The sequence below is a fragment of the Gordonia sp. p3-SID1431 genome (genome assembly GCF_025143765.1).
GTDB classification, from domain to species: Bacteria; Actinomycetota; Actinomycetes; order Mycobacteriales; family Mycobacteriaceae; genus Gordonia; species Gordonia hongkongensis.
Genome location: NZ_JAMBDT010000008.1, coordinates 51,405 through 69,895, shown reverse-complemented (window position 1 = coordinate 69,895; position 18,491 = coordinate 51,405). Strand labels below are relative to the sequence as shown.

Sequence of the window (18,491 nt, the reverse complement as noted above, 5' to 3'; positions counted from 1 at the left end):
AAAAGGCGTCGTGCGCGCGAGTCGACGCTTGCTCGACGAATTCTCTGACCCGACCGGGGGAGCCACACACGCGTATTCGGCACTCCATCACAACCGCATTCACGGCCACTCTTCCTTTCGCTGCTACCGGCCATCTGCGACCGGTGCCATGGACTCTAGCCCAGAAAAAAATAAAAGCCAGTCCGGCGCATTTCGCAGGCCCACAGTAAATGAAACGTACTGTGTGACAACGTATGAAGTCGGCAAGTCGGCATCAGATCGGACGGGCTGGACTTCTGCCATTTCTGGGCTATGGTCACGAAGGAGAGCGGGAGCGAACCGTTGTAGACCACGACCGATTCGAGGATAAATGGCGGAAAAGAATTCGAGCTCGAAAAAGCGGCGGCAAGAACTCAAGGAACGTCGTGAGCGAAAACGGGCACTCGAGGATGTCTCGTTGATTCGGAAGAGGAAAAGCGCGCGTTGACGCCGACGCTCGCGTCAGCCCGCGCTTTTCAGTGCCCGGGCGATCGTGGGCCAGGCTCGGTGCAGATCCTGGTTCCAGTAGCCCCACGAGTGGAGACCGGCACGGAAGTCGTAGGTGATGTCGACCCCGGCTCGGTCTGCGCGACGCTTGAAGCTCTCGGTGCATCGGGCGACGATGCCCTCGAGCACGCCTCCGACGGGTGAGGCCAGCCCGGCCAGCCCTAGGGCCGGGTCGGACAGACCGTTGCCGACCGCTACATACACGGGCTTACCGCGTAGCGCGGACACGTGACCGGCGGGATTGTGGGCATCCCAGTTGTCGTGATCGAGCGGGCCCCACATGTTCTCCGGGTTCCCGCCTCTCGTCGTGACCGATGTGGCGGTCGCCTGCCGGAACTCCGGCGACCCTTGATCGAGGCACCCGCTGAAGGCGACCACACCCCGGTAGAGATCTGGGTTGCGGACCGCGATGGACATCGCGCCCAGCGCCCCCATCGACAGCCCGCCGATCACGTTCCGTCCGTTGCCCCGGAAGCGTCCGTCGACCAGCGGAGGGAGTTCCTCGGTCAGGAAGGTCTCCCACATGTTCCGACCCAGGACGGGATCGATTCGGCGCCAGTCGGTGTAGTACGAGCCCGTACCCCCGATGGGCAGAACCACGTTGACCTTCTTGTCGGCGACGAAGCGCGCGATGTCGGTCTGAAAGGTCCACCCGCTCTGCGTGTAGCTGGTGTAGACCCCACCGTCGATCCCGTCGAGGAGGTACACGGTCGGCCGTGGGCCGGTCCGCTCGCGGGGGGCGAGCACGCTCACTCGAACGGGCCGCTTCATGGCGGCGGAATACACGGTCATCGTCGTGCGTGTCGCCGTCTCCGAGGACACCGCAAGGATCCGCGCCGAGTCGCCGAGCCTCGGCGGGGTCGCTCCCGCCGGCTGCCCCGTCGAGACGCTCGCGACGACCGCGATCAGAAATGCACAACCGAGCCCTGCGGCTCGCTGCCAGCGTGACACTCTTCGTTCCCCCTCGGACACTGCCGTCACGACCGGCGACCCACCCCCAGGTCGACGTCCGGCATTCGCCGCGTGTCGGTCGATCACGGGTCCGGACACGGACCGCGGACCCATTAGAGCAGGTCTGGGGCCGCCGTGTGACCGAAGCGCGCCGACGACCGAGGTTTTGCGTACAGGGACCCGGGTACCCGAATGATCCCGGGCTGTGGACAGTCGGGATTCACACGACAGAGGAAGGTAGGTGCTCTGGTGGGCACATATGTCACCGCGAATCCGACCACCGGTACGACCGATCGGGAATTTCCCGGACTGAAGGACGACGAGGTGGCCGGCGTGGCCGAACGGTCACTCGCGGCATACCAGGAGTGGCGAGCGACCGAGGCATCCGAACGGGCCGCAATTCTCTCCCGGACCGCTGACGAGTACGAGAGGCGAGCCGATGAGCTCGCGGCCGTCATCACGACCGAGATGGGCAAACCCGCCAAGGAGGCGGCGGGAGAGGTTCAGCTGGCCGCGGACATCTATCGCTGGTATGCCGAGCACGGACCGGATCTGCTCGAGACCGAGGTCCTCGACCCGCAGGGCGCGGACGCGTCGATCGTGCAGGTCGCGCCGATCGGACCACTGGTGGGCGTGATGCCGTGGAACTACCCCTACTACCAGGTCGCACGTTTCGTCGCGCCGAACCTGTTGGCCGGCAACACCGTCATTCTCAAGCATGCGTCGATCTGCGCGGCCTCGTCGGCGTTGATGGCAGAGATCCTGCACGACGCGGGTGTCCCTGCCGACGCGTACATCAACGCGTATGCAAGCAGTGATCAGATCGCAGACCTGCTCGCGCACAACGCGATACGCGGCGTATCGCTCACCGGCAGTGAGAAAGCGGGTGCAGCCGTGGCAAAGGTTGCGGCGGAGAACCTGAAGAAGTCCGTGCTCGAGCTCGGCGGTTCGGACCCGTTCATCCTGCTCGACTCCGCCGACATGGAACGCACGACGAAGATCGCGGCGGGCGCACGGCTGTCGAACGCGGGCCAGGCGTGCAATTCGCCGAAACGGTTCATCGTTCTCGACGAGTTGTACGACGACTTCGTCGACGGTGTGGTCAAGCAGTTCGAGTCGACGGTGGTCGGTGATCCATCCGACGATTCCACTCAGATGGGTCCGCTGTCGTCCCTGTCGGCGCGCGACACGGTGGCCGAACAGGTCGAGACCGCGGTGAAACAGGGCGCCACCCTGCGGACGGGTGGAAAGCCGCTGGAGCGCGACGGAGCCTTCTTCGAACCCACTGTGCTGACGGACATCACCCCGGACATGGACGCCTACTCCGAGGAGATCTTCGGGCCGGTCGCGATGGTCTACAAGGTGTCCTCTCCGGAGGACGCCGTGGCGCTCGCCAACGATGTCGAGTTCGGATTGAGCGGATCGGTGTGGAGCGGTGACATCGGCAAGGCCGAGGAGGTCGCCGATCAGCTGGAGGTCGGCATGGCGTATGTCAACGAACACGGCACCACGCTGCCCGGCCTTCCGTTCGGCGGGGTGAAACGGTCCGGCTACGGTCGCGAACTCGGGCGTTGGGGCATGGGCGAGTTCGTCAACACCAAGCTGCGTCGCACCGCCTCCGAGTAGCCGGACGATCGGCGATGGCCGGACGGGCCGATGCGGAAGCGTCGGCCCGTCTCGCTGTCCGGCTCGTGATCTGGCGGCCGGTTGTCCGACGTGTCAGCCGTTGGTCTGACGCGCCCGGTCGACCGCGACGGCCACCCCGTGATGCCACGGCACCCCGTGCCCGGGAAGCAGAGACTTCGCGTCCGTCGCTGCCAGCGCGTCGAGCGACGCCCGATTGCGATCGAGGTCGGCGGTTGCGGAACCGGCGATCATGCGCGGGCCGGTCGCCGCGGTGTACGGATCGAGGGTGACGAGCGCGTCGCCGGCGATGACCGCGTCGCGCAATGGAAAGTGCAGCGACACATGGCCGTAGGTGTGACCGGGAGTCGGCACCACCTGCGCGCCACCGGGGAGCAGGGCATCATCGCCGAAAGGCGTCACATCCAGGTGATCGACGCCGCGCACCGTGAACGCACCGGCCGCCGCCATGCGTCCGAGCAGGCGTAGCGAACGCGGATGACGAAGGGGCACTCCGAATCTGGTCGCGTTCTGATGCGCGTAGCGGTAGGGATGGGACGCCAGCCACGCATCGTCGCGATGGACGTGGACCGGGATCCGCCACTCGCGCGCCAGGCGGCGCGCGGTGCCGACGTGATCGAAATGACCATGCGTGATGATCAGGTCGGTCACGGCATCGGTGTCACGGCCGAGTTCCCGGATGGCCTTGACGAGGGGTTCGTACGAACGGGGGAGTCCACAGTCGACGAGGATCAGCCGGTCCTGGTCCTCGATCAGGTACTGATTCGTGTAGGCGTACTCGAGCCAGTGGATGCCGGGGACGACGTCACGATGGAAGGTCATGACGAGACGCGTACCCGGTGGTCGCGGCAGCAAACCGGGACGACCTTCGAAGTTTGGACAAGACCGGGGGTTTCTGTAATCACCCCGGCCTCTGGCTCGACATGCGGGTTACAGCACCGCAGGAGCGTGACTGCGACAGTAACAGGAACACCCCGGTGAACGCGAATCACCGATTGCCGACCTGATGTCGATCGTCGATGAAGACCTGCCAGCACAGGTAATTGCGGGCACGTTGGTCGTCGAGCACCAACTCGCGTACCCGAACAGGGAGATGTCTTCGCTGCCAAGCGCATTCGTGTCTACCCGCGTCGACCCCGTGTGCGGACCGGACCGCCTTGATCGCGTACGCCGCGGCACCGAGGTCGTGCGATGCGACGTGCGCGGTCACCGCCGCTTGCCCGGCGGCGTAGGCGGCGAACCGCGGTGCGCCACGTAGATCGCGGGCGGCACCCATGGCGTGTCCGCCGGCGGCGCGCGACTCCATCATCGCCAGTTCGCCCCGGGTCCACGCGCGGACCGCCGCGATTGCCTCCCTGGGGCGAGCGTCATCCGGCCGTGCCGACTCGAACAAGGGCAGAACGTGCTCCGCACACCGTGCCGCCCAGAGCGCCAGCAAGTGGTGATCGGCGTCGGTGAGTGTCCCGCCACGACGGATGGTGACCAAGCGGGGGTCGAACACTGTGGGGAGGATCATCGCGACCTCTCTGCCGGCACGGACTCAGCGGCGGCGCCGGGCGATTTGCACCTCGACGTCCTCGGGTGTGAGAACCGCGGTGGGTTCGGCGACGACGCCCACGCGTACGGGCGCCTGGGCTCGGTCGGTGACGGTGAGCGGCGGGCCGTCGGGCTGCAGATGGTCGTTGCCCCACTGCATCAACGACATCACCACGGGAAACAGATCGCGGCCCATGTCGGTGAGCTGATACTCGAACCGTTCGCGCTGCCCGGCGTCGCGGTAAGGGACCTTGGTGAAGATCCCGGCCTCGGTGAGTTCGCGCAGGCGGGCCGACGCGACCGCGTCGCTGATCCCGACCCGCCGGCTGAACTGATCGAACCTGGTGGCGCCGTAGAAGGCCTCCCGCAGGATGAGGATCGCCGACCGGGTGCCCACCAGGTCGATCGCCTTCGCGATCGAGCAGCCGCTCGCCTCCCAGCTGTCGCGTTCGGCCAGCGGGCCCTTCAGGTGCATCATGCCCCCAGCCTACCCTGACTTGACAAGATCATAGCCAGAGCGTAGACCTGACTTTGGCAGACAAAAGTCAGCCATCATCCGGATCGGGTTGCGTTCCGATCCGCACACTGACGGAGGATCAGTCATGAGATCTGCGGTCATCGTCGACGCTGTTCGCACACCCATCGGCAAGGGCAAGCCCACCGGCGCCCTCCATGACGTTCATCCCGTCGACCTCCTCGCGCACAGCCTCCGAGCAGTCGTGGACCGTTCGGGTGTCGATCCCGAACTCGTCGACGACGTGATCACCGGTGTTGTCAGTCAGGTGGGGGAGCAGAGTTTCAACATCGCGCGGCGCGCGCTCCTGGCCGCCGGCTACCCCGTATCCGTGCCGGGGGTCTCCGTTGACCGCCAATGCGGAAGCGGGCAACAGGCCATCGCGTTCGCCGCGCAGGGCATCATCGCGGGCACGTACGACATCGCGGTCGCCGCGGGTGTCGAATCGATGTCCCGTATCCCGATGGGCTCGGCCGTTGCCGGTACCGCCGATCTCAACGGACGGGCGTTCGGCGAACGATACTCGCAGGGCCTCGTGGGTCAGGGCATCTCGGCGGAACTGATCGCCGCCCGCTGGGCCATCTCGCGACGTGAGATCGATGAATTCTCCTTGCGGTCACACGATCTCGCCGCCACTGCCACCAAGAACGGACTCTTCGACGACGAACTCGCGCCCATCGCGGGGCTGACGTCAGACGAGGGAATTCGTCTCGGGGGCAACCTCGACGACCTCGCCCGGCTGCGGCCGGCCTACTACGACGAGGCGATCGCGCGTCGGTTCCCCGAGATCGACTGGCGGATCACCGCGGCGAGTGCGAGTCAGATCAGCGACGGGTCGTCGGCGGTGCTGCTGATGAGCGAGGAGAAGGCCGTCGAACTCGGTTTGCGTCCGCGCGCACGGGTGCACACCATCGCGGTCGCCGGCGACGACCCACTCCTGATGCTCACCGGCATCATCCCGGCAACGCGGAAGGCACTGTCACGCAGTGGTTTGCGTGTCGAGGACATCGACCTGTTCGAGGTGAACGAGGCGTTCGCGCCGGTGGTCCTGGCGTGGTCGCGGGAGTTCGGGGTGGACGTGGATCGAGTCAACGTCAACGGCGGTGCGATCGCGCTCGGCCACCCGCTTGGTGCCAGCGGTGCCCGCCTCGCGACCACGGGACTCAACGCGCTGGAACAGCGCGGCGGTCGTTACCTCCTGCAAACGATGTGTGAGGCAGGCGGATTGGCCAACGCGACGATCTACGAGCGACTCAGCTGAGCCGTCGGCGGTCCGGGCGGGCGTGCTCGTCGTCCATTCGGCGTATCTCGGTCGCACACGTTGCGTCCGCCCGGTACCGTGATTGCGCATACCCGCTGTTCGGGGCGGGGCCGATGACTGCGGGGACCTCATGAACCCAACCGACCCGAATGCAGCAGCGCTCGTCGCGACGCGGGAGGCCACCGTTCTGGCGCATCTCGAGACCGAGAATCGGCACGACGTCGCTGCCACGCTGGCGACGTTCAAAGACGGCGCGGCACGTACCGAGTTGCCTGGTGAGATCGCCGATGGCCACGACGCGGTATCGGCCTCATATCACGAACTGTTCACCGCATTGCCGGACATGCATTTCGATGTCGATCCCGAGACGCTGTGCCATCACGACGATCGAGTCATCTGTGAGACGCGAGTTCGCGGAACACATCTGGGCCCATACCGCGGACTTGCCCCGACGGGTCGGCTCTCTACCTGCCCATCGTCGCGGTGTTCACCTTCGCGGGCTCAGATCTGGTTGCGGAGCGCGCCTACTTCGACCGTCTGGAAATGTTCATGCAGCTCGGGGTCGCGCGGGATCCGAACACCCTCGTCGGCCGGATCGCCACGCTGCTCAATCACCCGATCACGGTCATCGGTGCTGCTGTCCGACGCCGAACCAACCGGTCCGCCGCGTCGGCTTAAGCCCGCTGTGGATCACACGCCTAATCGGCGCCTGACCACATCGATGTCGAACGACGTCGGGTCGAAGGCCGAACCAGGTGTCAGGCCCGCCCACTCGCGTAATTCCAGATGGCGCGGGTGCGTCTCATCGTTGACGGCCTCGATGAAATCCGCCCATCCGGGAACTCCGCCGACATCCTCGAAAGGGGCGGTTCCGCCGCCGGCGACGATCGACACCGGCGGTTCGCCGTCATTCATCGGGGTGAATGCCTCGACGACAATGCTCACTTCCCAGCCGTCCCCGAAGTCGTACTCATAGGACACCACGTCGCCGGGCTCGTCGACCAGCTCACCCAGAGTCGAGTCGAAGACGGACTCCGTGTACCTGCCGGCCCGTGCGGTGCCCATCGCCTCGTCTGATAGATACCGGTGCTCGTGGCCGAAGCATGGAGTCGTGAACGCGTAGAGATGCGCATCGTTCCAGGCGAATGCAGCTTGCAGCACTTCGTGGAGTTCGTTCAATGGAACCAACGCGAGTATTCGAATCCGTCGCCAGACTCTGGGTCGGACGCCGGCGAGTTCGGCGCGCACAGTGATCATGGTCGTCGCCTCCCCGCTTTCCGGAATGTGACGTTCCGGAAATCCGTCCCACACAGCGGGTCGCAACCCCTCGGGGACGACGTAGTCACCGTCCTCGTTGAGGACGAGCCACCCGTCCTCGATGATGTGCTCGATGCGAGAATGGGCCCTGGGCATCTCCGGTGAGATCAGCCCGTCATCGCGCAGGGCGGCGAAGCGATCGGCGGCAAACGGCATGATCGTCAGACCGTGGTATACGACGCGCGCGACGATTCCGTCCACAAACTGTGCCATTGCACTCGAATCAGAGGTCAACGCTCTGCCGACGGCCGCAGCCAGCGTGCTGCGTCGCGTCGTCAACGACTCTGATCCACGCCAGGACGCGGCCGCCGGGCCCGGGTAGACATGGGATGGAGTGATTGCGATCAACTGGGCATCCCGGGCGAGCTCCCAGATCTCAGCAAGAACGCGATGATGTTTCATTGCCTTGAGTGCTGCTGCTGGTGGCTCGATCTCCAGCGCATGCAATAGGTCCGGAAGCAGTGCCGGCTTGAGCCATCCACTTGGCGTCACCGGCCGTTTGTGGCCGATCCAGTCCATCAACACATCGAGCCGCTGCAAAACCCGAACCGATTCCAATGCATCGCGCTCGGTGGAGCTGTCGATGTCGTCTACATCGACCTTCAGCCCGCCCATGGAGTCGAGGAGGTATTGCTGGCAAGCCCCCATCACGACATCGGCGCTGATGGCTGCAGTCCACCTGGAAGTGGTGACGAGGAAATCGATGAACAAGCGCAGTGCGAAGACCGCAATGCTTGCCGGTAAGGCGTCGTCCTCTTCCTCTTCCATGTACTCGGCGAAGTCGATTGCCGCATCGACCTCCTCGAGCGACCACTCGGTGGGCCGATGGTCTGGCAATGCGTAGCCGACGGCAAAGTCCAGCGCTCTGACGGCGTCGACGATGGCTGCCTGCTTGTCCGGATCGTCTTCGAATTCCACACTGGGCAGCCAACGTTCGAACTCGCGTATCAGCATGTCGATCTCCGAGGTGTCGCGACCGCGAATCGGGATCACATTGCTACTTCGGCGCGCGGCCCGCTTCTTCGTCTTTTCGGTCCGCTTGGCGCCGCGGGACTGCTTGTTCTTCCGGCTCATCGGCACCGATCCTATCGCGAGCATCGCCGTCATCGGCCAGGTCGAGTGCTGGTCCGGCCGGCGGTCGAACGGTCCCGGCTCCTGAGGGCCGGGACCGTCGGCTGTTCGGTATGAAGAGTCCGGACTTTCCTAGTCCTGCCTTGGTCCTGCCTCCACCAACTCGTCGTCCTCCGGGACATCTTCCTTGTTCGCCAGCGCGCTGGGCCACCACACGGGACGGCCAATGTCGTAGACGAGCGCCGGGACCAGCAGCGTCCGGACGATCAACGCGTCGAGGAGGACGCCGAAGGCGACGATGAACGCAATCTGCGCCAAGAAGATCAGCGGGATGACCGCCAGGGCGGAGAACGTCGCCGCGAGGACCACGCCGGCCGAGGTGATGACTCCGCCGGTGACCGTGAGCCCACGGAGAACACCTCGGCGCGTACCGATCTGCAGTGCTTCCTCGCGGACGCGGGTCATCAGGAAGATGTTGTAGTCGATGCCCAGCGCGACCAGGAACACGAACGCGAACAGCGGCACGACCGGGTCTGCGCCGGGGAATCCGAGGATGTGGTTGAACACGATCGACGAAATTCCCAGAGTCGCCGCGAAACTCAGGATGACGGTGGCCATCAGGAGAATCGGGGCGACGATCGCCCGGAGCAGCGCGCACAGGATGAGCAGCACGACGATGCTGACGATCGGGATGATCAGGTTCCGGTCGTGGATGGCCGTCGTCTTGGTGTCAAGGTCGACCGCGGTAGGACCGCCGACGAGCGCGTCGGCGCCGTTGACGTTCCCCACCGCGTCGCGAAGACGCTCGATGGTCTCCTCGGCGGCCAGGGAATCGGCCGGATCGGTCAGGGTCGCCTGCAGAGCGACCCGTCCGTCGACCGTCTTGGGGGCGCCGCCCGGATCGGTGACCGGGACGACCTCGGCGACGCCGTCGACATTCGCCGCCGTGTTCTGCACCTGCTGCAGCGATGCGGCGTCGGCGATGATGACCGCGGGTGAACCGTCCCCGGCGTCGAAGTGGGCGGTGAGGACTTCTTGGCCCTCCTGCGACTCCACCGCTACGAGGAAGGTGTCGGACTGCGCGACACCGTCGGCCTTGAACTGGGGGAGGAACAACGCGAAGAGCACGAGGAGCAACGTCGTTGCCACCCAGAAGCGCCGGGGGTGCCGTCCGATCCGGTTCGCCAAGGCGCCCCAGAAGCGATGGTTGCTGCTGTCCTCACGCTGCGCCGACGCCGGGTCGACGACCGGTCGCTTCGGCCAGAAGGCACTGCGTCCGAGCAGGGTCAGTGCCGCGGGGAGGAACGTCATCGACGCCAGGAACGACGCCGCGATACCGATCGCGGCAACGGGACCGAGACCGCGGTTGGAGTTCAGATCCGACAGCAGGAGGCACAACACACCGGCGATGACCGTGCCGGCGGAGGCGGCGACGGGTTCGAGGGTCGCGCGCCACGCGGCCCGCATGGCGTCGTACTTGTCGGCGGTGAGTCGCAGTTCTTCTCGATAGCGGGACACCAGGAGCAGGGCGTAGTCCGTCGCCGCACCGAACACGAGGATGAAGAGGATGCCCTGGCTCTGGCCGTTGAGGGTGAGCACGTCGTTCGACGCGAGCACGTAGACCAGCAGACTGGCGAGCCCCAGCGCGAACACGGCGGACACGATCACGACGAACGGCAGGATCGGACTGCGGTACACCACGATGAGGATCAGGATGACGACCGCGCCGGCAACCAGTAGCAACAAGCCGTCGATCCCGCCGAACGCCTCGGTGAGGTCGCCCGCGATGCCTGCGGGTCCGGTCACATACACCGACAGTCCCTCGGGCGGGCCGTTCGCGAGTTCCGCACGCAGAGCCTCGATGCTTTCCGAGATCTCCCCGGAGGAGTCGACGGGCACGATCATCTGGATCGCCTGACCATCCTGCGAGCGGATCGGCGGAGACGTTCGCTCGGAGATCCCGTCCGTGCCGGCGACCTTGCCCACCGCCTCGGACACGAACGCGAGGTCGGCGTCGGTGATGCCGCTCGTACGTTCGGCCACCACGACGGCCGGGATCTCGGAGGAGTCCACGAAGTCCGCTTCCAGGCGGGAGACCTCGGTGGCTTCGGCGGATGCGGGCAGGAACGACGTGTTGTCGTTCGCCTGTACGTCACCGAGTTTTCCGGCGAACGGTCCGCCGACAGAACCCAGGGCCAGCCATCCGATGACCAAGAGGGCTGGCAGAATCCATCGCAAGCGACTGACTCGTCGAGCAGAGGTGGGTGGGTTCACGGGCTTCCGTTCGTCGGTTGCGGGTGGAGTGCGTGAGCACCATGATGTTCAGCAGGCTGAACAATTGCAAGTCTGCGGGGTGTGACGTAGAGAATCGGCAGGACAAGGTGGACGACGGAAACGACGGGATGGACGGGTGGCCGACCGGTCGGCTGCTGTCGGTGGCGGCACGGCTCGTCGAGCACGCCTGGGAGGCGGTACTGCGGGAGTACGACATCTCGAGCGCTGGACTCGTCGTCCTCCATGTGGTGAGCACGGGACCGGCCACCCAGCGCGAGGTCGCCAAGAAGGCCAGGGTGACCGATCAAACTGCGAGCCGCACCATCGAGCGACTGGAACGGATGGGTTACGTGCGGCGTCAGGTCGATCCCGACGATGAGCGGAGAAAGCACGTGAGCGCGACTCCGGCCGGTGCCGAGGTCTACCGCGCATTGCTGGAACGGGAGCGAACCGACCCGGCGCTGATCGCGTCCATCGGCGCGTCAGAACCGGAACTCCGTCGATTGTTGCTCGAACTGATTCGCGTGCAACAGGATCGGAGCTCGGGGCCGTCATAGCGTCGCGTCGGTTGCTCAACCCGCGTCGCGGGCTGCTTCGAGTCCGGCGACGAGTGCGTCGACCTTCGCCCGGTTCTCCGCCGACGTCATCAGCCCGACGAACGGCGGGCGCGAGAAGGTGAGGGTCACCTGGAGGAGCTGTTCGCGTTCACCGCCGAACAGCTTCTTCCGTCGGTTGGTCTCGGTGACCTCCGCGGAGACGAACGATGCTGCCGGCAACCGGGTCTTGGACGTGCCGCCGCGGAGTTTCTCGAACCACTCGCCATCGAGTACGACCGTTTCGTTCGACAGACCATGGATCTCGAGCACGTGCTACCCCTCGCCCTGCGGATTGTGTCGTGATCACGATATCCGCCGAGAACGGCGATGCCGGGGTTTGCGGCAGATCACAACACCGTTGCCCTTCGACGCCGGCGCGCACTACTGTGCCGATCGTGCATACACCGACCTGCTGGGCCCGCGCTCGTTCGGCGACCCGTGGCTGAGGTGAGACTTCGGCAGGCCGACGACGCCGACACGGACCGCCTCGTGGCCGTGTGGCGTTCGGCGGTCGAGGCTACGCATCACTTCCTGACTCCTGCCGACATCTACGGCTACGCGGATCGGCTCGCACGTGACTACTTTCCGGCGGTCGAGTTGGTCGTCGCGGAGGCCGACGGAGTGGTCGTCGGCTTCAGCGGAACCGCAGAGAATCGGCTCGAGATGCTGTTCGTCGATCCGGCCGCCCACGGGCGGGGCATCGGCACGGTGCTGCTCGATCACGCGGTCGCGCACGGCGGCGTCGACGAACTCGACGTCAACGAACAGAACCCGGGCGCCGTGGAGTTCTATCGGCGCAGGGGGTTCGAGCAGGTGGGCCGCTCGCCGGTGGATTCCGACGGCCGGCCGTTTCCGTTGCTGCACTTTCGGCGCGCCGGGGTCCCGTGAGACCTAGTTTCACGCCGCGGCGAATCGCGGGTGCAGAACTTGTTCACCGTCACCACGGCCATTCGAGGCCTCTAGAAGTCTCGCGGACGAGTGTCGGCTCACGTTCGGATGTGTCGAACTGCGACTGCTGCCCTACGCAGCTGATAACGCGCCGAAGACAAACGGGGACGGGAGAGTTCGAGTCCGGCATCGTCGGCGATGTGCTCGACAACTTGGTCGACACTGCGTTCGTCTGCTGGCACATGGCTTGCGAATCGGTCCTCGCCAAGCCGGGCGACGCACCTCCCAGTCTGTTTCATCGCCCAGGTCTCATCGGCGCCGAGGATGGGGCCGAGACGGTGAGCAAGGCGGGCTCTGAGACGTCGATGGATCACTTCGACGGAAGCGGTCAGGGTGTAGTGCCTGACATCGACGCCATGCTCTTTGAGTCCACCGACGATCTCGTCGAAGTACTCAGCGTCGACGAGCGTCATGGGAACGATCACCGGGGAGTCGCTGGATTGTTCGGCATCCAAGAGGGTTTGGGTGACGCCCGTGCGCCACTGCGGTAGGTCCTGAAAATCGTCGCGCCGGGCGGGCGGCAGCATCTTGTGCATCGCGAATCCGAGGAGTTCGGGATCGGCCACGTGCGACGCAGTCAGCCGGCGGTGAAGCTCGTGTGCGGTCTGTGTCTTACCGACGCCGAAGGCGCCGTTGATCCAGATCAACATGACGTGAGGTTACCGACAGGTGGGCAGCGCTTCCGGTGAAGCGGTCAGGGGCGATGTCGGTCCGCCGGTCAGGATTCGTGCCTCCGGTCTTTCTTGGTCTGACGTCGCGCACCGGCGGCGATGGTCGAGGCCTCGTACTTCTTTCGACCGGGTGATTCGCGGGTGTCGTCGGTCCGGATTCGTCCCGACGACGCCACTTTGCCCTTGCCCTTGTCCTTGCCTCTGCCCTTGCCGGTGTCCTTTTGAGATGTCGGGCTGTCGGTACGCGCCCGGACCAGTCGCTCGGCCTTCAATTCGAGAGCGGCGTCTCGAGAAACCCTGGCCAGTCGACGGCTCACGCGGCTCAAGGCGTCCTCGAAGACCTCGGCTTTAGCGGCGTTCCGGGCATTTGCTGCTTTCGCGCTCCCACGGCCGCCTTTGGTCTTGACTTTCTCAGCACCCGCACGGCGGTAGAGGGTGACGTGCTTGTTCCGTGCGCGCCGGATTCGCGAGTGCAGATCGATCAGTCCGTCCTCGTCGAGGCCGGCCATCTGTGATTTCTTGGTCTCGCGGACGAGTACATATTCGCTTTCGGACAGGGAATTCAGGGTCTTTTTCATGCCGGTCCTCGCTCGTCATGCCGTCACGTTGCAGTCCTGATGTTAGGTGCCGGCGCGCGCTCGAACTTCGGTTCTGTCCGATTCGGGTCAGATGAACCGGCTCAGGTGTCAGAGGGGGCCGGCGGCGAACCCATCGGCCGGTCGTAGGCTTTCTCGACCTCCGGACGAAGTCGTGCGTCCTCTTCGGCCTTGCGGGCGGCAGTCGTCCACATCTGGGTGACCATGGGCAGGTAATAGGTTGCCGGGGCGCCGAGAATGTAGGTGGCGTTGCCTTCGACGAACGTCTTGTTGGCCGGATCGTCGAGCCCGATCATGCTGTAGTCGTTGTGTACCGGGCGGCCTTCACCACGTCCGCCGACCGAATCCGACGCACTGTGGTTTCGTCGGGCGGCGTCGTTCATGAGGTCGCGGTTGGGTGCATCGGCCCAGAAATCGTATTGTCGCGCAACTATCTTGACGGTGTATCGGGTGTCATCGGGAAAGTTGTTGCCGCCGTAGTCCGCGCGGCATCCTCCCTGGTTGGCGCAACCGTTGTATTTCGATTCGAGATCACCGGTCAGGACGAACGTCACTGTGGCAGGGTCGATGTCGCTGGTGGGACCGTAGGTGCGTAGCCAATCATCCTGAACTTGCGCGCCTTGACTGTGTCCGACGACGATCTTCCGCCCGGGGATCTCGTGCAGCATCTCGTTCAACTTGTCGCGTCCGCGGTGGGTGTTCGTCGCGCCGGGAAAGTTGTTGTACGGCACGTTCACCACTCGATTGGGTGGTGCGAACAGCTCACCGCGCAGCCAGTTCATCGGAAGCGAGCGGAAGGCCGGGTCCAGTGTCAGCACTGTCGCCCCACCCGGGCCCGGCGCTGCACCTGCGACATTCGGTGTCCATTGCCCGATTCCGATTGCCACAATGAGCACCAGGACTATTCGCGAATATTGCTTCATTCTAAGCCGCCTCAGAGGTCTGACGAATGTCTATCACATCGCAAATCTCGCCGGGGGGATGCGAGAAAAGGGACGGCGGTCCGACGATAGGCGTTTAACGCTGTTGTTTGCCGATTTGTATCGCGAATAGACCCGGAATCACACCGAATCGGGTGCGTAGAACTTCGCGGTGGCCGCAGCCGCGGCCGCGACCTGCGCGGGTTCACCTCCGGCCGCGAGGTGTGCCTCTCCCCAGGCCGCCGCGCTACGGCGGATGAACTCGCGTCCCTCGGGAGACTTCTCGATTGCTTCGTGGTCAGCGGTTTCGCCATCGACGAGCAGCCGGGTCAGACCGAGGAGCAATAGATCCCAACCGACCCCGCCGGCACCTGGTCCGTACGTCGCGAACAAGGGTTCTCCGACGAATGCTGCATGGATGAGCTCCAACTCGGTGCCGCCTGCCTGGCCGGGGGAGAGGCGCACCCGCACTTCACTGGTGCTAGGCCACTCGTCGGCGTCGGGACGTAGAGCCAGGTCACCGTGAGGAGGTGCGGGGGGAGTGGACCAGCCATTCGTCGACGTCTCGCAATGGACCGGGTGGTCGACCCACTAGTCGCCGCCACCCGAGCTTCCGCCAGAGGAATCGGAGCCGCCGTCGCCTGACCATCCGCCATCGAAACCGAACCAACTCGAGGACGAGTCGGAGCTTCCCGTATGACGACTGTGCGGCGGCCGGGACGGAGCCCCCGCTGGCCTCTCGGCCCCTCGGCCTTGCACGTGCCTGTTCGCCCCGAAGTCCCGTATTGCGATCGGGAGCACCAGGGCGAGCACGAAGAGCAAGGCGGCTACGACGACGATCAGCCAATCCGGCGCCCCGAGTAACGCGGTGACGATGGTGGTTCCGATCGCGACGAACATCAAGACCGTTCCGAGCGTGATGCGCGGCAATGCTCCTCCTTGATAGCGACGTCGAGGTCGTGTCCGACTGCCGTCTCCGCGACAGGTTACGCAGGTGTTCGTCGGTGTCTCCGTCGAAACTTCACAGGGCCGACGGCTCATCGGCACGTTCGAGTTGACGCGTCCGGGATCATTGGCGACATGGAAACCAAATACGAGGCTTGGCCCGCACTACCGGTGGAGTCGTGGGTCGACACAAGGGACACCGTCCAGTTGTGGACCCAGATCGTCGGCAAGACGCGTCTCGCTCTCGGACCCGAGGTCAACCACTGGTGGGGCGTACCGCTGTATGTGGACGCGCGTGGCCTGACCACGTCCCTGATGGCCGTCGGAGACCGCGGCCTCGAGATCCGCTTCGACTTTCTGGACCACCAGCTGCTCTTCCTCGTCACCGATGGCAGCACCCGTCAGATGAAGCTGGAACCGCGGACGGTCGCCGATTTCTACGCGGAGTACACCGCTCACCTCGCCGACCTCGGCTTCGACATCGCCATCGTCGGTACCCCCGTCGAACTGCCTGATGCGACCCCGTTCGCCGAGGACACCGCCCACTCGTCGTACGACGCCGACGCCGTGTCTCGGTTCTGGCGGTCTCTCGTCAGTGCGCACCGCGTGCTGTCGGAGTTCCGCGGCCGCTTCCGCGGCAAGTCGTCACCGGTCCACTTCTTTTGGGGCGCTTTCGATCTGGCCGTCACACGGTTCTCGGGACGCAGTGCACCCCAGCATCCGGGTGGGGTGCCGAATTGCCCCGACTGGGTGATGCACGAGGCCTACAGCGACGAGGTGTCGAGCGCGGGCTACTGGCCGGGTGGCGCCGAGGAGGGGGCCTTCTACGCCTACGCCTACCCACATCCCGAGGGCTACGACACGCACCCGGCGGTCGAGGCTCCGGCGCGGTGGGATGCCGCACTGGGCGAGTACATCCTGCCGTATCAGCTTGTACGCCAATCGCCGGACCCGGACGCCGTGGTCCTGAAGTTCCTCGAGCAGACTCATCGAGCGGCGGCGGAGACGGCGGGCTGGGACTAGACGCGAGCCGGCGGCGGACGTTTCCGACGTCCAGACGTCGAGGTCTGTTCATCGTTCGTCCTGGCCGGTTGCAATCTCGCTCAGCGGCGCCGCTCGCCACCTAACCCCCGAGCCTATCCGGCGAGCAGAGCGTCCAGCGCTTCGAACGCCGCGCGCCAGCCGGCGGCCGCGTACTCGTACTGCTCGTCGGTGAGGTTGCCACCGGTTTGGCTGAAACGGATCTCGGTGCCGTTGTCGACTGCCATGAAGTCAGCGGTTAGGAGTTCACGTTCATCACCCGGCTCGTCGGTCATCGTCAGTACGAGTCTGTTCGGTCGGCTGACCTCGACGTACTCACCGCGCCAATGGACTTCGGGGAAATCGCCCCCAACGATCATTGTTGCTGCCCAGGTGCCCCCGGGTCGGGCGTCGAGCGATACCGATTCGACGGGGACCTGGTTCGCGCTGCCGCCGAAGAACTCGGCGAACAGAGCCGGCGTCGTCCACGCGTCGAACACGGCGGCGGGAGAAGCGTTCAGTGTGTAGGTGAGGGTTGCCCCGGTTGCGTCCGTCATGGTGTGACTGCCTTCTGGTCGTCGACGTCGGCCGACATCGATGTTTCGCCGCGGACGGCTCGGTCCGCAGGAGGGCAGACCCTCGTTGCTCGCAGAACTCATCGGGCTCACGGCGGGGAGGGTGCGGTTGGGCAGAAGCAGTCGGGCGAGTCCTGATCGGTGCCGATCTACCAATCAGGTCTGCTAGTTTCTCGGCGACGTGCCATTCCAGGCGAAGAGAACCGGTGGGTATCGATTGTGAACGAAGAACCGCGAGCCGGCGGCAAGGCGCCCGCGATGAGGCCGTCCGAGGCGCCGATCGAGGAAGTGCTCGACCGAGCAGTCGGTCCACGTCGGGACGAGGCCGATGAACTGGTCGCCTTGCTCGGTGAGATCTCCGGACACCGGCCCGTCCTCTGGGCCGGCCGCATGATCGGCTTCGGCGAGTACGAGTACCGCTACGCCAGCGGGCATGGCGGTCGGGCGCCGGAACTCGCTTTCGCGCCCGGCCCGAAGAATCACACCATCTACCTGGTCAGCGACTTCGCCACGCAGTGGCCAGATCTCATCGACCGGCTGGGAAAGTGTCGCGTCGCCAAGTCGTGCCTCCACGTCACTCGGCTCCGAGATGTCGATCTCGCAGTGCTGACAACGCTTCTCGAACGATCGTTGGCGCAGACACGCTCGTCCCACGGAGGTTGAGATCACCGCGGGTCCGGTATCCCGCTCAATCGAGATATCCGGTCTCCGGGTTGATGTTCGAGAGGAACTCCCTGATCGACTCGCGGTGGTCGCGAATCGTCGGCAGGGGGAGTGGCAGCGGGGCGGGCGGGAGCCCGTCGTCGCTCTGCCACGCAACTCGCGGCCCGCTGGAGCCGAAGCCGTACCCAGGGTTCGGGCCCGACGTCCACTTGCTTGAATACCCACCGTCGGCACGGACTGTCACTTGAAACAGTTCTCCGTCGACGACCAGATCGACCGGGCAGTCAGCCGGCGCCGGGCGCCAGTCATCGTTCTGTTGCGCAATCATTCGTGGGACGTTAAAGACTCACAGCAGTACTCGCATGGCATTTTCCCGCAAACGGGGGGGCGTGACTCTGAGTGGTGATCAGTGGCCGGGAAAGTAATCCGGCCCGGGGTCATCCGCGGCCGCGGTGGTCGACGCG

20 protein-coding genes and 1 pseudogene are annotated in these 18,491 nt (G+C 65.2%); 8 read left to right on the top strand and 13 right to left on the bottom strand.

The genetic code is table 11. The features are described from left to right. Positions 1 to 480 precede the first annotated feature (480 nt). A complete protein-coding gene (locus M4D77_RS04065) occupies positions 481 to 1,476 on the bottom strand; it encodes an alpha/beta hydrolase family protein (RefSeq protein ID WP_259935589.1) in 996 nt (331 codons plus the stop codon). A gap of 249 nt (positions 1,477 to 1,725) precedes the next feature. Here M4D77_RS04065 and M4D77_RS04060 point away from each other — a divergent pair, with 249 nt between their 5' ends. Beyond that, complete coding sequence (locus tag M4D77_RS04060; RefSeq protein WP_068970449.1) at positions 1,726 to 3,102, top strand: NAD-dependent succinate-semialdehyde dehydrogenase; 1,377 nt, start codon at positions 1,726 to 1,728, stop codon at positions 3,100 to 3,102. A gap of 93 nt (positions 3,103 to 3,195) precedes the next feature. On the opposite strand, the gene M4D77_RS04055 is transcribed toward M4D77_RS04060, so the two are convergent. The 3 genes from M4D77_RS04055 to M4D77_RS04045 form a co-directional block, all read right to left on the bottom strand. Further along, positions 3,196 to 3,942, bottom strand: a complete 747-nt coding sequence (locus M4D77_RS04055; protein ID WP_068970458.1) for an MBL fold metallo-hydrolase — start codon at positions 3,940 to 3,942, stop codon at positions 3,196 to 3,198. A 166-nt stretch (positions 3,943 to 4,108) separates the two neighbouring features. Continuing rightward, positions 4,109 to 4,636, bottom strand: coding sequence for a putative immunity protein (locus M4D77_RS04050; RefSeq protein ID WP_068970448.1), 528 nt, complete (start codon positions 4,634 to 4,636; stop codon positions 4,109 to 4,111). A 24-nt stretch (positions 4,637 to 4,660) separates the two neighbouring features. Beyond that, entirely contained in the window at positions 4,661 to 5,134 is a 474-nt protein-coding gene (locus M4D77_RS04045; protein ID WP_065631647.1) for a helix-turn-helix domain-containing protein, read from the bottom strand. Between the two features lie 124 nt (positions 5,135 to 5,258). On the opposite strand from M4D77_RS04045, the gene M4D77_RS04040 reads away from it, so the two are divergent. From M4D77_RS04040 to M4D77_RS04035, 3 genes and pseudogenes are all read left to right on the top strand, one after another. Further along, positions 5,259 to 6,431, top strand: coding sequence for an acetyl-CoA C-acyltransferase (locus tag M4D77_RS04040; protein WP_065631648.1), 1,173 nt, complete (start codon positions 5,259 to 5,261; stop codon positions 6,429 to 6,431). A gap of 130 nt (positions 6,432 to 6,561) precedes the next feature. Further along, positions 6,562 to 6,879, top strand: a pseudogene (locus tag M4D77_RS23830) (nuclear transport factor 2 family protein); the annotation flags it as partial. Between the two features lie 35 nt (positions 6,880 to 6,914). Then, positions 6,915 to 7,109: a hypothetical protein gene (locus M4D77_RS04035; RefSeq protein ID WP_065631650.1), complete on the top strand. Its 195-nt coding sequence runs from the start codon at positions 6,915 to 6,917 to the stop codon at positions 7,107 to 7,109. Between the two features lie 12 nt (positions 7,110 to 7,121). Here the strand turns inward: M4D77_RS04035 and M4D77_RS04030 are convergent, their stop codons facing one another. After that, on the bottom strand, positions 7,122 to 8,822 hold the full coding sequence (locus tag M4D77_RS04030) for a plasmid pRiA4b ORF-3 family protein (protein WP_165630004.1): 1,701 nt from the start codon (positions 8,820 to 8,822) through the stop codon (positions 7,122 to 7,124). Positions 8,823 to 8,951: 129 nt separating this feature from the next. Continuing rightward, positions 8,952 to 11,093, bottom strand: a complete 2,142-nt coding sequence (locus M4D77_RS04025; RefSeq protein ID WP_065631653.1) for an MMPL family transporter — start codon at positions 11,091 to 11,093, stop codon at positions 8,952 to 8,954. 41 nt (positions 11,094 to 11,134) lie between these two features. Between M4D77_RS04025 and M4D77_RS04020 the strand changes: the two genes are divergently transcribed. Next, positions 11,135 to 11,650, top strand: a complete 516-nt coding sequence (locus tag M4D77_RS04020; protein ID WP_083207431.1) for a MarR family winged helix-turn-helix transcriptional regulator — start codon at positions 11,135 to 11,137, stop codon at positions 11,648 to 11,650. Between the two features lie 15 nt (positions 11,651 to 11,665). Here M4D77_RS04020 and M4D77_RS04015 read toward each other — a convergent pair whose 3' ends face one another. Next, positions 11,666 to 11,959: a hypothetical protein gene (locus tag M4D77_RS04015; RefSeq protein ID WP_065631654.1), complete on the bottom strand. Its 294-nt coding sequence runs from the start codon at positions 11,957 to 11,959 to the stop codon at positions 11,666 to 11,668. A 168-nt stretch (positions 11,960 to 12,127) separates the two neighbouring features. Here M4D77_RS04015 and M4D77_RS04010 point away from each other — a divergent pair, with 168 nt between their 5' ends. Further along, entirely contained in the window at positions 12,128 to 12,577 is a 450-nt protein-coding gene (locus M4D77_RS04010; RefSeq protein ID WP_238994896.1) for a GNAT family N-acetyltransferase, read from the top strand. A 98-nt stretch (positions 12,578 to 12,675) separates the two neighbouring features. Here M4D77_RS04010 and M4D77_RS04005 read toward each other — a convergent pair whose 3' ends face one another. The 4 genes from M4D77_RS04005 to M4D77_RS03990 form a co-directional block, all read right to left on the bottom strand. Beyond that, the gene (locus M4D77_RS04005; RefSeq protein WP_068970446.1) at positions 12,676 to 13,287 is read right to left on the bottom strand and encodes an AAA family ATPase; all 612 of its coding nucleotides are present in this window, start codon (positions 13,285 to 13,287) and stop codon (positions 12,676 to 12,678) included. Positions 13,288 to 13,355: 68 nt separating this feature from the next. Continuing rightward, positions 13,356 to 13,886 carry a hypothetical protein gene (locus tag M4D77_RS04000; protein WP_065631656.1) on the bottom strand — a complete coding sequence of 177 codons (531 nt, stop codon included), beginning with the start codon at positions 13,884 to 13,886 and terminating at the stop codon, positions 13,356 to 13,358. A gap of 101 nt (positions 13,887 to 13,987) precedes the next feature. After that, positions 13,988 to 14,686 carry a PE-PPE domain-containing protein gene (locus M4D77_RS03995; RefSeq protein ID WP_223258861.1) on the bottom strand — a complete coding sequence of 233 codons (699 nt, stop codon included), beginning with the start codon at positions 14,684 to 14,686 and terminating at the stop codon, positions 13,988 to 13,990. Between the two features lie 279 nt (positions 14,687 to 14,965). Then, complete coding sequence (locus tag M4D77_RS03990; protein ID WP_212744287.1) at positions 14,966 to 15,295, bottom strand: hypothetical protein; 330 nt, start codon at positions 15,293 to 15,295, stop codon at positions 14,966 to 14,968. A gap of 609 nt (positions 15,296 to 15,904) precedes the next feature. Between M4D77_RS03990 and M4D77_RS03985 the strand changes: the two genes are divergently transcribed. After that, positions 15,905 to 16,792, top strand: a complete 888-nt coding sequence (locus M4D77_RS03985; protein ID WP_065631659.1) for a DUF5996 family protein — start codon at positions 15,905 to 15,907, stop codon at positions 16,790 to 16,792. 113 nt (positions 16,793 to 16,905) lie between these two features. Here M4D77_RS03985 and M4D77_RS03980 read toward each other — a convergent pair whose 3' ends face one another. Beyond that, positions 16,906 to 17,346 carry an SRPBCC domain-containing protein gene (locus M4D77_RS03980; RefSeq protein ID WP_065631660.1) on the bottom strand — a complete coding sequence of 147 codons (441 nt, stop codon included), beginning with the start codon at positions 17,344 to 17,346 and terminating at the stop codon, positions 16,906 to 16,908. A gap of 276 nt (positions 17,347 to 17,622) precedes the next feature. Here M4D77_RS03980 and M4D77_RS03975 point away from each other — a divergent pair, with 276 nt between their 5' ends. Further along, positions 17,623 to 18,027, top strand: a complete 405-nt coding sequence (locus M4D77_RS03975; RefSeq protein WP_068970457.1) for a DUF1801 domain-containing protein — start codon at positions 17,623 to 17,625, stop codon at positions 18,025 to 18,027. A gap of 25 nt (positions 18,028 to 18,052) precedes the next feature. On the opposite strand, the gene M4D77_RS03970 is transcribed toward M4D77_RS03975, so the two are convergent. Continuing rightward, entirely contained in the window at positions 18,053 to 18,355 is a 303-nt protein-coding gene (locus M4D77_RS03970) for a hypothetical protein (protein WP_068970445.1), read from the bottom strand. Positions 18,356 to 18,491 lie beyond the last annotated feature (136 nt).

Bases quoted from the DNA above. Each gene is read 5' to 3' on its own strand.
- M4D77_RS04055 (WP_068970458.1), bottom strand. From the start codon at position 3,942: ATGACCTTCCATCGTGACGTCGTCCCCGGCATCCACTGGCTCGAGTAC.
- M4D77_RS04050 (WP_068970448.1), bottom strand. From the start codon at position 4,636: ATGATCCTCCCCACAGTGTTCGACCCCCGCTTGGTCACCATCCGTCGT.
- M4D77_RS04045 (WP_065631647.1), bottom strand. From the start codon at position 5,134: ATGATGCACCTGAAGGGCCCGCTGGCCGAACGCGACAGCTGGGAGGCG.
- M4D77_RS04040 (WP_065631648.1), top strand. From the start codon at position 5,259: ATGAGATCTGCGGTCATCGTCGACGCTGTTCGCACACCCATCGGCAAG.
- M4D77_RS04030 (WP_165630004.1), bottom strand. From the start codon at position 8,822: ATGAGCCGGAAGAACAAGCAGTCCCGCGGCGCCAAGCGGACCGAAAAG.
- M4D77_RS04020 (WP_083207431.1), top strand. From the start codon at position 11,135: ATGATGTTCAGCAGGCTGAACAATTGCAAGTCTGCGGGGTGTGACGTA.
- M4D77_RS04005 (WP_068970446.1), bottom strand. From the start codon at position 13,287: ATGTTGATCTGGATCAACGGCGCCTTCGGCGTCGGTAAGACACAGACC.
- M4D77_RS04000 (WP_065631656.1), bottom strand. From the start codon at position 13,886: ATGAAAAAGACCCTGAATTCCCTGTCCGAAAGCGAATATGTACTCGTC.
- M4D77_RS03995 (WP_223258861.1), bottom strand. From the start codon at position 14,686: ATGAACTGGCTGCGCGGTGAGCTGTTCGCACCACCCAATCGAGTGGTG.
- M4D77_RS03985 (WP_065631659.1), top strand. From the start codon at position 15,905: ATGGAAACCAAATACGAGGCTTGGCCCGCACTACCGGTGGAGTCGTGG.
- M4D77_RS03980 (WP_065631660.1), bottom strand. From the start codon at position 17,346: ATGACGGACGCAACCGGGGCAACCCTCACCTACACACTGAACGCTTCT.
- M4D77_RS03975 (WP_068970457.1), top strand. From the start codon at position 17,623: ATGAGGCCGTCCGAGGCGCCGATCGAGGAAGTGCTCGACCGAGCAGTC.
- M4D77_RS03970 (WP_068970445.1), bottom strand. From the start codon at position 18,355: ATGATTGCGCAACAGAACGATGACTGGCGCCCGGCGCCGGCTGACTGC.